Below are 11,275 nucleotides of genomic sequence, written 5' to 3'. Positions count from 1 at the left end.
ACTTTAATACCCGAATATTTTACAAAAACTTTTATATTTAGATGTTAAAAAAAGATCAAATGGCAGATAAAGCACAATTTATTGAAGAACTGAATACAAGATATACTCCAAAAGGAGAGCACATTATACTGGGAAAAGGAATGCTGGACGGGGAAGTGGTACCGGAAGTCAACGTAACGATTCCTTTGAAAACAATCAACCGTCATGGTCTTATCGCAGGGGCAACAGGAACAGGTAAAACAAAAACACTTCAGGTTTTTGCGGAACAGCTTTCTCATGCAGGAGTTCCTTCCCTGGTTTTGGATATTAAAGGAGATTTTTCAGGAATAGCCGAAGCTGGCCAGATGAACCCTGTGATTGAAGAAAGATATGCTAAAACACAGCTCCCTTATAATCCGCAGGCCTTTCCGGTAGAGCTGATGAGTATTTCCGGTGGAAAAGGGGTGAAACTAAGAGCTACCGTGACAGAATTTGGGCCGGTTTTATTAAGCAAGATCCTGGAACTGAATGATACCCAACAGAGTATTATGTCTATTGTTTTTAAATATTGTGACGATAAAGGTCTTCCGTTAATCGATTTAAATGATTTAAAGAAAGTTCTGCAGTATGTCACCGACAATGCACAGGGAAAAGCTGAACTGTCCGCCAACTACGGATCCATAGCCCCGGCTTCATTAGGAACGATCCTGAGATCTATTGTTGCCCTGGAACAGCAGGGTGCATCTGATTTCTTTGGAGAATTAAGTTTTGATGTGCATGATCTTCTTGAAACCAGAGATGGAAAAGGAGTCGTCAATATATTAAGAGTTGCTGAAATACAAAGTAAACCGCAACTTTTTTCCACATTTATGCTTTCGCTTTTTGCGGAAATTTATATGACTTTTCCTGAAGAAGGAGACAGTGGAAAACCTAAATTAGTCCTTTTCATAGACGAAGCCCACCTGATCTTTGATGAATCTTCAAAAGCACTGCTTTCACAAATTGAAACCATGGTAAAACTGATCCGCTCCAAAGGGGTCGGGATCTATTTTATTACACAGATTCCGGGTGATGTTCCTGAAAACGTTTTATCACAATTAGGACTGAAGATCCAGCATGCATTGAGAGGTTTTACGGCAAAAGATAAAAAAGAGATTACCAAAGCTGTTGAAAATTATCCTACAACAGAATTTTATAATGCATCCAGCCTGATCCAGAATCTTGGAATTGGAGAAGCATTTATCACCGCTTTAGATGAAAAAGGGATTCCTACACCACTTGTACACACTTATCTGATTTCTCCTGAGTCCAGAATGGATGTTCTGAGTGATGCGGAAATTTCAGAACTGACGGGAAATTCTTCTTTAGTCGCTAAATACGAAGAGCCCGTTGATAAGGATTCGGCTTATGAAATGTTAACGAACAGAATGGAGCAGGCAGCCCAAAATTCTGCACCGACCCAAAAAACAAAACCGGTGAAAGAAGAACCGGGAATGTTTGAACAGGTGCTTCAAAGCAAAGCCGGAAGAACTTTTACCAGCACATTGATGCGTGAAGGGGCAAAAGCCATCCTGGGAATGTTCGGACTGGGTGGAAGAAGGAGATAGGATTTTAAAATTTATTCTATAAAAAATAATCTGCTATGAAAAGAGTATCAGCTTTTTATTGTATTGGACTGGCCATTTTAAATCTGGTGATGGACAGTATCAATACACGTTTTACTTTTTTTGATATATTTTTTGTTATTTTAGCCGCACTGCCTTTATTGGTAAATAAAAATGGCTGTATCAGTTATTTGGCAGAATAATTTCCTTTATCAGCCTGTATGTATTTTTGCTGTATTGGGTTCCAATATCAAAGATGTGCAGCAGGCACAATTACAGCCGTTATGGACATATGGCATGGGTTATGTACTAAGCGTCATAACGTTAAGCTTTGGGTTGATGATGACCGGGATTATTAATATTAATATAAAAAAATTAGCAGTATAATTAAAAATTCAATGTATTCGATTATAGATATAGAAAGTAATGGTGCAGGTTATAGAGACGAATGCATTATAGATATAGCCATCTACAGGTATGATGGTCAGAAAATTACTGACCAGTTCATCTCTCTCGTTAATCCTGAAAGCGATATTACCCCTTTTGTGCAGAAACTGACAAGTATAACGCCTAAAATGGTTAAAACCGCCCCAAAATTTCATGAAATAGCAAAAAGAGTCATTGAAATTACTCAGAATACCACACTTGTGGGGCACAATATTGATTTTGACTATAGAATGCTCCGCCAGTCTTTCAAAAGGCTTGGGTATGATTTTCAGACCAGTACTTTAGATACCATTCCTTTAGCGAAAAAAATGATTCCGGATGAGGTAAGCTATTCATTAGGAAAACTCGTGAAATCTTTGGGAATTCCATTGACGAATCATCACAGAGCTGATGGGGATGCAAGGGCAACGTTGGAACTGTTCAAGCTTTTGATCTCAAAAGATACAGAGAATGAGATCATCCAGAAACAGCACGACGAAACCAATTCGAAAACATACATCAATAAGATCAAGATTCTGACTCAGGACCTGCCCAATGAAAAAGGATTCGTCTATTTCCAGAATGAGGCCGGAAAAATTATTTTATCCGATTATGTTCAGGATATCAATAAATTTTCAAAGAAAATCTTTAATTCCAAGTCCAAAAAGTGGGAACAGATCCAGAAAGATGTAGAGCAGATCAATTATGAACTTACAGGAACGGATATTATTGCAAAGCTGGTCCTGAATTCCAAAAACATCAAGAAAAAGGAAGTATTTCCGTTTGGGCTTTATTTTAGAAATAATAAATACATTGTTGAAAAGAATAAACTGAACAAAACAGAAAAACCCCTCCTCAAATTCAAAGCATTTACCCAGGGAACAAAAGCCGTTCAGTTCATTAGCCTTCAGGAAGAATTTAATGATATTAATACGTTTATTAAAAAAATAGATTTCAGAAAAAGAAATGAACTCTGGCTCGGTCAAGGCCGAAAGTTGGGAGAAAAAATGTTCCTGATCATTGAAAACGGAAAAATAATGTCGTATGGTTTTTATGACCTGTTTACCCAGATTCAGACCATGAGCAAGATCTCAAAACTGAAGATTGATCTTCCTTTACCTTCTACAGATTTGCATAATGATCTGCAGCTGGCATTGCTTCGTGGCGATTTTGAGACCTTACCATTGCCGAAATAACAGAGAAATTTAAACTTTAGAAGTTTTTATCAAAAAGAAGATGCTTTTAAATCAATTTTCCTAAAATAAAAAATAAATAGTATTTTTGTAAAAAATAAAATAGAGCAATGCAAAATTTTAAACATATTAAAACTGGAAAAAAGGGAACTATAAAGTTCTCTAAGGTTTGGAATATTTAAAAGACTTGTCTTGCATAAAAATAATTAATGTGGCAGGCTCTTTATCTAAGAATCTGCCTTTTTTTATGTTAAAATGAAATTATGAATTCAAAAGAATTATTAAAGATTGCCACTGAGTTTGGCACCCCGGTGTATGTTTATGATGCTGAATCCATCAAAGTTCAATACGAGAAACTTACATCTTCTTTTTTAAAACACACAAAGTTTTTCTATGCGGCAAAGGCGTTGACGAACATCAACATTTTGAAGTATGTCAAGAACCTGGGTGCTTCTTTGGATTGTGTATCTATTAACGAAGTTAAACTTGGACTAAAGGTAGGATTTCCGAAAGAAAAAATATTGTTTACTCCCAATTGTGTTGACTTGGCTGAAATAGAAGAAGCAATGGCTTTTGGAGTTCATATTAACATAGATAATATTTCTATTCTTGAGCAATTCGGGAATAAATACGGAAGTACATACCCCATCCTTGTAAGAATCAATCCGCATATTTTTGCAGGTGGAAATTATAAAATCTCAACAGGGCATATCGACAGTAAATTCGGGATCTCCATTCACCAGGTTCGTCATATCGAAAGAGTGATGAAAAGTACCAACCTTAATGTGGAAGGCCTTCATATGCACACAGGAAGTGAGATCAAAGACCCGGACGTTTTCCTTCAGGCACTGGACATCATGCTTGAACTTGCTGAGCATTTCCCGAATCTTAAATATCTGGATATGGGAAGCGGTTTCAAAATTCCTTATCAGGACAGTGAAGAAGAAACGGATGTAAAAACCTTAGGAAAAAAAGTAGAAAACGTATTGTCTCAGTTCACAAAATCTACAGGAAGAAAGTTCGAATTATGGTTTGAGCCTGGAAAATTTCTCGTAGGAAAGAGCGGTTACCTTTTGGTGAAAGCCAATGTGATCAAGCAGACCACGGCTACTGTTTTTGTAGGGGTAAACTCTGGATTTAACCACCTGATCCGTCCAATGTTCTATGACTCTTACCACAAGATCGAAAACCTTTCAAATCCAAAAGGAGCGGAAAGGATCTATACCGTAGTAGGAAACATATGCGAAACCGATACTTTTGCATGGGACAGAAAGCTGAATGAAGTAAGAGAAGGCGATATTTTGGCGTTCCATAATGCCGGAGCGTACGGTTTTGAAATGAGTTCTAACTTCAATTCAAGATTGAAACCTGCTGAAGTATTATTTTTAGACGGAAAAGCACACCTGATCCGTAAAAGAGACGAATTTGAGGATCTATTAAGAAATCAGATAGAAGTAATCTAAGCTCAGATAGAAGCTATATAAACTCCGCAGTAATTTGCGGAGTTTTTTTGTTTGAAAAAAAAATAGGATATATTGGATTTTAACCATTGATAGTTAAGTTTTAAGAAGATGAATTTGAACTTTATTTAAAAAAAATGCATTAGTTTAAAACTTTCTTCTTCGAGTATTACTATGCCGATTTGTTGAAATTTTAATAGTCTGTTGGGATAAAAATTATAATTTATTAGCTAAATTTGAGAGAGGTAAGGATTTTTTTAATACTAAAAATACCTTTCAACCCACTTTCTCTTCAGTATTCTATAACAACAATAAACACCAAAAAATAATAGTATGGCTAAAAACATAGCAGAGCAGATTGTCGAAATGCTCGAAAATGCCAATGTAAAAAGAATCTATGCAGTAACCGGCGACAGCCTTAATCACCTTAATATTGCCGTGAAAAAAAGCAGCATCGAATGGATTCATGTACGACATGAAGAAGTTGGTGCGTATGCAGCAGCAGCAGAAGCGGAACTTGATGGTTTTGCGGTTTGTGCAGGAAGCTGCGGTCCCGGACACGTTCATTTGATCAACGGAGTCTATGAAGCACACAAATCTCACGTTCCAATGTTGGTCATTGCTTCTACCATTCCAAGTGACGAAATGGGAATGGATTATTTCCAGGAAACCAATACCATAAAACTGTTTGATGATTGCAGTCACTATAATCAGATGATTACAAGACCCGAGCAGGTACAGAGAACATTACAGACAGCCATTCAGCATGCCATTTCGAAAAAAGGAGTTGCCGTGATCGGGCTTCCGGGCGATGTGTCGGAGCTGGATGCCGAAGAAGGATCTACCTCTGCCCAAATATTCAGGACCAATCCTGTGATCAGACCTTCTGATGAGGAATTGAAAAGTCTTGCGGATCTGATCAATGCAAGCAAAAAAGTGACGCTTTATTGCGGAATCGGAGCGGGAGAAGCAAATGCTGAAGTGGTAGAGCTGTCAAAGTTTTTAAAAGCACCTGTCGGTTATTCTTTCCGTGGAAAAATGGCTATTCAGCCTAATAACCCCAATGAGGTAGGGCTTACGGGACTTCTGGGACTTCCGTCCGCTTACCACGCCATGCATGAAGCTGATCTTGTGATCCTTCTGGGAACCGATTTTCCGTATCAAAAATTCATGCCTGTAAAAAATAAAATTGTCCAGATCGACGAAAGCCCAGAAAGATTGGGAAGAAGAGCGAAACTGGAAATGGGGCTTGCGGGAGATGTTAAGGAAACGATTAAAGCATTGCTTCCGTTGCTTGAAGAAAAAACAGATATTCATTTCCTTAACGAACAACTGGCATTTTATGAAAAAGTGAAAGAAAACCAGCTGGAATATGTGAAAGACTTTGGAAAAGAAGATGCTATTCAACCTGAATATGTAGCACATACCCTGGATCAGCTGGCTAAAAAAGACGCTATTTTTACGGTAGATACGGGAATGTGTTGCGTTTGGGGCGCGAGATTTATCACAGGAACCGGTGAAAGAAAAATGCTGGGTTCTTTCAATCACGGATCAATGGCCAATGCGATGCCGATGGCTATCGGAGCAGCACTGGCTCATCCGGGCAGAGAAGTGATTGCCATGTGTGGAGATGGAGGTCTTTCGATGCTTCTCGGAGATATGGCAACGATCTTTCAGTATAAGCTTCCGGTAAAGTTGATTGTTTTCAATAACAGAACCCTTGGAATGGTAAAACTAGAAATGGAAGTCGGCGGAATGCCGGATAATGAAACCGATATGATCAATCCTGACTTCGCAATGGTAGCACAGGCTATGGGATACCCGGGGAAAAATGTTCACAAACCCGAAGACGTAGAAAATGCGATCAAAGAATGTCTGGCCTATGATGGGCCTTATCTTCTCAATATATTTACCAATCCAAACGCATTGGCTCTTCCTCCGAAAGTAGACTTCGACCAGGTTCTGGGAATGACTAAATCGATGGCCCAGCTGATGCTTGGCGGTAAGATGGAAGAAGTTCTGGACACCGTAAAAACCAATTACAAACATATAAAAGGACTGCTGTAATATGAATGCATCCTTAAAAAGATTGTATGTCATTGCCTGGTTGTTCGGGCTGGTGTTCTATTTTCTGGATTATGTAGTCCGGTCAGCACCTGCGGTAATGATACCCAAGCTTGTTAATCATTTCAGCACAACGGAACTGAAGCTGGTCAGTCTCATCGGAACCTATTATTATACCTATTCCACATGCAGTTTGATCGCCGGAATAGCTTTGGATAAATTCGGTGGAAAAAAATCACTTTTTGCCGGAGCTTTAATTCTTGGTGTCGGCTGTTTGCTGTTTGTGGCGTCTGCCTATTCCGGTGGTGTGGCAGGCAGACTGCTTCAGGGAGCGGGCTGTGCTTTTGCATTTCCGGGTTGTGTATATCTGGCAAGTAAAGGATTTTCCTCAAAATCTCTGGCTACAGCCGTAGGATTTACGCAATGTATCGGAATGCTGGGTGGAACTGCCGGACAATTTGTGGTAGGACCATGGGTAGAAGACGGGATGAACATCAATACCTTCTGGCTTTGGTCAGGGGTTATCACGGTGATTACAGCGTTTTGCCTGTTCTTTGTAACTCCTGGAGAAAAACAGTCGGAAGCAGAATCTGGTGACACGCATAAAAAAGTAGGATATTTAGAACCTTATAAAATCGTTTTTACAAATCCTCAATCCTGGATGTGTGGCCTTATTTCAGGACTGCTGTTTGCGCCTACCACCATCTTTGCCATGACGTGGGGAGTCGCTTTTTTTCAAAAAGATAAGGGATTTGTATTTCACGATGCAGCCATCACGAGTGCAATGGTCGCGTTTGGCTGGGTTTTCGGATGTCCGCTTTTGGGCTTTATTACCGATAAGATCGGAAGAAGGAAACCCGTATTGGTTGGCGGGGCAGTTTTAATGATCCTGAGCTTCCTGCAATTGGTATACCTTCCGGAGCTTTATTCTGCCATGATCAGTATGTTTATTTTCGGGCTTGGCTCAGGAGCTGCCATGATCCCCTATTCTATTATTAAAGAAGCAAATCCGGATTATGTAAAAGGAAGTGCAACAGGTGCTATTAATTTTATCACCTTTGGAGTCACTACATTGGTGAGCCCCCTGTTCAGCAGATGGTTTGGAAAAAGTCTGGATATTTCTTCCGGAGAGATACATTTTCAGCATTCCATATTATTTTGGATAGGAGGAATTGTACTTGCTGTTCTGATTTCATTACTGTTAAAAGAAACCGGAAGCAAAGCACAGACTCAGGCTCTAAATACGTAAGATCAATTTCAATAATTCATACAACTTCAGGTGAAAGCCTGAAGTTTTTCTTTTTGATACAACATTTAAATAATTAACTTTGTTAAAGTAATTTTAATAACCAATGAATAAGGTTCTATGAAAGCTTTTACATTATTTATAGCACTTCTTGTGGCGAATTTCACATTGGCCCAGCAGGATGTTGAAGACAGAGATGACAATCCGATTACGGAGACCAATAAAAACCTTCTGAAAATAGACATCAAAGAACCGCTTCTGCAGATTGCAGTGAAGAATTGTAATGATTTTAAGCCCGCAGCATTTGAAGGGGGCGTAGCTGTTTATAAGGAAACACTTCAGAAATTTATGTATGATTACCTGAATTCTGATTTTTATGTCCTGAACGGAGATTTTACCTTTACCCTTACCGTAGATAAGACCGGAAAAGTAACCCATATCGAAGGGAGCCCGAAAGTTTCTAACAGTACTTACTTTTTTGATGATATGAAATACGTAGTAAGGCGTATCAAAAAGAACTGGATCCCGGCTTCATGTAATGGCGAGCCTGTTACCTCACAGATCAAACTTAAAATGAATTTCTCCTCAATAGCAACAGATCTATAACCTGATCAGATGAAAAAATACCTTTTATTACTGCCTTTACTATTCATTGGAATTAAAGGATTTTCCCAACAAGCTCCGAAGACTGAAGTAACAGCATATACTCAAAAAGCAGAATTTCCCGGTGGAGATGAAGCTTTCCGGAAACAGTTCATGGATATGCTTCACGCTTATGTAGATGCCCAGAGCTATGCCATCAACGGCAAAGTAACTTTTGTGATCAATATAGCTCCCAATGGTAAAATGGACCGTCTTGATATTCTTCCCAAGATCAAAAACAGCGAAATGTTTGTAGATGACGTAAAGTATGCCATGAAAAAGATCAAAGGAAAATGGAAACCAGCCATGAAAGACAATACTCCGGTAGATTCCAAAATGATTGTCAAGGTTAATTTCAGTACCCATGGATATGATGAAGATTAGAATACTGTTTTTATTACTGGCAATATTTTCTTCTCAGATCATCTATGCGCAAATGACTGTTTTAGAGGATTATCCTAAAGATCAATACTTTTATGAAGGAGGAGCCGTTGATTTTTATAAAGAAATGCATGAATATCTTATTAATAATAAGCTTAAAGAATGTGGTGAAAAAGAAATTTATCAGCCAAGAATTATTATTACTAAAGAGGCAGGAGTTAAACTGGTAAAGGATAATGATACAGCGAATATTGCAAAGAATAAATGTGCTTATAATCTGTCAAAAGAAGTGATTAAAAATCTTAAGCACTGGAACCCTGCAGAAGTCAAAGGCAATAAGATGGGGGCGGTCACGGAATTTGTGTTTTATCCAAAAGACCTTATGAGCAACTATAAACAAGGCTATAATGCAGATGCTTTCATTCAGTCTGCACAATATCCTGATGGATTAAAAAAATTCAAGTCTGATTTTCACGACAACTTTATGTCGCTTTTCGCAGATTATCATATCAATGGGGAAATTAATTTAGAAATTTATGTAAGCGGAGAAGGGCATATTACCAACCCAAGAATTTATCCGGAAGTGGACAATAAAAATTTTAACATCAGTTTTTTAAGAACACTCTCAAGATTGAAAAAAACCTGGAAACCAGCTTTTTACTCAAATATTCCGATTAAACAGAAGCTTGTATTCCCTATGAAATTTTCAGTAGAATTCGGTGAAAGATAGCCCTGCCATTCTGTCACAATATTTTGTATCTTTGCAGACTAATCTGTTTAGGGGTAAAAATTCATGAATTGAACTTTTGGATCTTGAATCCTGAACATCAAATTGATTACAGTGCAGGAAAAATATATAGACGAAACAAAACAGGGAGAAGCTTTTGCCATCGCTGAAAAGCCCGAGAATTCTAAAAAACTTTTTTTAGAAAGCTATGGCTGTCAGATGAACTTCTCTGATTCTGAAATTGTTGCATCTATTCTTAATGAGCAGGGGTACAATACCACGCTGAAAGTAGAAGAAGCAGACCTTATTCTTTTAAATACCTGTTCTATCCGTGAAAAAGCGGAGCAGACCGTAAGAATGCGTCTTGCCCAGTTCAAAAATCTGAAGAAAGAAAAACCAAACATGACGGTTGGCGTTTTGGGATGCATGGCTGAACGTTTAAAAACCAAATTCCTGGAAGAAGAACAGTTGGTAGATCTAGTGGTAGGTCCCGATGCTTACAGGGATCTTCCTAATCTTTTGAAGGAAACGGAAGACGGAAGAGATGCCATCAATGTGATCCTTTCAAAAGAAGAAACCTATGCAGATATTAATCCGGTTCGTTTAGGCGGAAACGGCGTTACAGCCTTTGTAACCATTACGAGAGGCTGCGATAATATGTGTACATTCTGTGTGGTTCCGTTCACCAGAGGACGGGAAAGAAGCCGTGATCCGCATTCCATCATTCAGGAATGTAAAAACCTTTTAGATAACGGGTACAAAGAAATTACCCTTTTAGGTCAAAATGTAGACTCTTACTTATGGTATGGAGGAGGTCCTAAAAAAGATTTTGCCAAAGCATCCGAAATGCAGAAAGCAACAGCTGTTGATTTTTCTCAATTGCTTGATTTAGTGGCTAAAGCAGTTCCTGAAATGAGAGTGAGATTCTCCACTTCCAACCCTCAGGATATGAGTCTGGATGTATTCAGAATGATTGCGAAGCACGACAATATCTGCAATTATGTTCACCTTCCTGTACAGAGCGGAAGCAACAATATGCTTCTGGCAATGAACAGACAGCATACCCGTGAAGAATATTTAGATTTAATTAAAAAAGCAAAGGAAATTGTTCCTGATATTGCTTTTTCCCAGGATATGATTATCGGTTTCTGTAATGAAACAGAAGAAGATCATCAGGATACCCTGAGTCTGATGAAAGAAGTGGAATACGACTACGGTTATATGTTCGCTTATTCAGAAAGACCGGGAACACCGGCACATAAAAAAATGGAGGATAACATCCCTTTTGAAGTGAAACAGAGACGTTTGAATGAAGTGATTGAACTTCAGCGCGAACTGTCCAGAAAAAGGATGGAGACTTATGTAGGAAGAACGCATCAGATTCTGATCGAAGGAACTTCCAGAAAGAACAAAGACCAGTGGAAAGGAAGAAACTCACAGAATGCGGTTTGTGTATTCGATGTGTTGGAAGGCCAGAAAATTGGTGACATTGTGAACGTATTTGTCTATGACAATACACAGGGCACACTTTTAGGGAGAACAGCCGAATAATT

11 protein-coding genes are annotated in these 11,275 nt (G+C 38.6%); all 11 read left to right on the top strand.

Features of this window, described 5'->3' with window-relative positions; translation table 11 throughout:
* Positions 1 to 59: 59 nt before the first annotated feature.
* The 11 genes from NZD88_RS12590 to miaB all read left to right on the top strand — a co-directional run bounded on the left by NZD88_RS12590 (position 60) and on the right by miaB (position 11,273).
* On the top strand, positions 60 to 1,586 hold the full coding sequence (locus tag NZD88_RS12590; RefSeq protein WP_259829581.1) for a DUF853 domain-containing protein: 1,527 nt from the start codon (positions 60 to 62) through the stop codon (positions 1,584 to 1,586).
* A 35-nt stretch (positions 1,587 to 1,621) separates the two neighbouring features.
* Positions 1,622 to 1,786 (top strand): hypothetical protein, encoded by a 165-nt coding sequence (locus tag NZD88_RS12585; RefSeq protein WP_259829580.1) that lies wholly within the window; start codon positions 1,622 to 1,624, stop codon positions 1,784 to 1,786.
* Positions 1,758 to 1,970: a hypothetical protein gene (locus NZD88_RS12580; RefSeq protein ID WP_259829579.1), complete on the top strand. Its 213-nt coding sequence runs from the start codon at positions 1,758 to 1,760 to the stop codon at positions 1,968 to 1,970. The genes NZD88_RS12585 and NZD88_RS12580 overlap by 29 nt, the downstream gene beginning before the upstream one ends.
* Before the next feature lie 11 nt (positions 1,971 to 1,981).
* Positions 1,982 to 3,205, top strand: coding sequence for a 3'-5' exonuclease (locus NZD88_RS12575; protein WP_259829578.1), 1,224 nt, complete (start codon positions 1,982 to 1,984; stop codon positions 3,203 to 3,205).
* A gap of 260 nt (positions 3,206 to 3,465) precedes the next feature.
* The gene (gene lysA, locus NZD88_RS12570) at positions 3,466 to 4,665 is read left to right on the top strand and encodes a diaminopimelate decarboxylase (protein ID WP_259829577.1); all 1,200 of its coding nucleotides are present in this window, start codon (positions 3,466 to 3,468) and stop codon (positions 4,663 to 4,665) included.
* Positions 4,666 to 4,995: 330 nt separating this feature from the next.
* Positions 4,996 to 6,729, top strand: a complete 1,734-nt coding sequence (locus NZD88_RS12565) for a thiamine pyrophosphate-dependent enzyme (RefSeq protein WP_259829576.1) — start codon at positions 4,996 to 4,998, stop codon at positions 6,727 to 6,729.
* Position 6,730: 1 nt separating this feature from the next.
* Positions 6,731 to 7,975, top strand: a complete 1,245-nt coding sequence (locus tag NZD88_RS12560; RefSeq protein ID WP_259829575.1) for an MFS transporter — start codon at positions 6,731 to 6,733, stop codon at positions 7,973 to 7,975.
* Between the two features lie 117 nt (positions 7,976 to 8,092).
* Positions 8,093 to 8,578 carry a hypothetical protein gene (locus tag NZD88_RS12555; protein ID WP_259829573.1) on the top strand — a complete coding sequence of 162 codons (486 nt, stop codon included), beginning with the start codon at positions 8,093 to 8,095 and terminating at the stop codon, positions 8,576 to 8,578.
* 9 nt (positions 8,579 to 8,587) lie between these two features.
* The gene (locus NZD88_RS12550) at positions 8,588 to 8,998 is read left to right on the top strand and encodes an energy transducer TonB (RefSeq protein WP_259829569.1); all 411 of its coding nucleotides are present in this window, start codon (positions 8,588 to 8,590) and stop codon (positions 8,996 to 8,998) included.
* On the top strand, positions 8,985 to 9,725 hold the full coding sequence (locus NZD88_RS12545) for a hypothetical protein (protein ID WP_259829567.1): 741 nt from the start codon (positions 8,985 to 8,987) through the stop codon (positions 9,723 to 9,725). Before NZD88_RS12550 ends, NZD88_RS12545 begins: the two co-directional genes overlap by 14 nt.
* A 111-nt stretch (positions 9,726 to 9,836) precedes the next feature.
* Positions 9,837 to 11,273 carry a tRNA (N6-isopentenyl adenosine(37)-C2)-methylthiotransferase MiaB gene (miaB, locus tag NZD88_RS12540; protein ID WP_259829565.1) on the top strand — a complete coding sequence of 479 codons (1,437 nt, stop codon included), beginning with the start codon at positions 9,837 to 9,839 and terminating at the stop codon, positions 11,271 to 11,273.
* Positions 11,274 to 11,275 lie beyond the last annotated feature (2 nt).

This window comes from Chryseobacterium pyrolae (genome assembly GCF_025153485.1).
GTDB classification, from domain to species: domain Bacteria; phylum Bacteroidota; class Bacteroidia; order Flavobacteriales; family Weeksellaceae; genus Chryseobacterium; species Chryseobacterium antibioticum.
Note: the sequence above shows the minus strand (reverse complement) of the source record. Positions and strands in the feature narration are given on the sequence as shown.

Excerpts from the sequence above, each read along its gene's own strand:
- NZD88_RS12585 (WP_259829580.1), top strand. The coding sequence starts at position 1,622 with ATGAAAAGAGTATCAGCTTTTTATTGTATTGGACTGGCCATTTTAAAT.
- NZD88_RS12580 (WP_259829579.1), top strand. The coding sequence starts at position 1,758 with ATGGCTGTATCAGTTATTTGGCAGAATAATTTCCTTTATCAGCCTGTA.
- NZD88_RS12550 (WP_259829569.1), top strand. The coding sequence starts at position 8,588 with ATGAAAAAATACCTTTTATTACTGCCTTTACTATTCATTGGAATTAAA.
- NZD88_RS12555 (WP_259829573.1), top strand. The coding sequence starts at position 8,093 with ATGAAAGCTTTTACATTATTTATAGCACTTCTTGTGGCGAATTTCACA.
- NZD88_RS12565 (WP_259829576.1), top strand. The coding sequence starts at position 4,996 with ATGGCTAAAAACATAGCAGAGCAGATTGTCGAAATGCTCGAAAATGCC.
- NZD88_RS12560 (WP_259829575.1), top strand. The coding sequence starts at position 6,731 with ATGAATGCATCCTTAAAAAGATTGTATGTCATTGCCTGGTTGTTCGGG.
- lysA (WP_259829577.1), top strand. The coding sequence starts at position 3,466 with ATGAATTCAAAAGAATTATTAAAGATTGCCACTGAGTTTGGCACCCCG.
- NZD88_RS12575 (WP_259829578.1), top strand. The coding sequence starts at position 1,982 with ATGTATTCGATTATAGATATAGAAAGTAATGGTGCAGGTTATAGAGAC.
- NZD88_RS12545 (WP_259829567.1), top strand. The coding sequence starts at position 8,985 with ATGATGAAGATTAGAATACTGTTTTTATTACTGGCAATATTTTCTTCT.
- NZD88_RS12590 (WP_259829581.1), top strand. The coding sequence starts at position 60 with ATGGCAGATAAAGCACAATTTATTGAAGAACTGAATACAAGATATACT.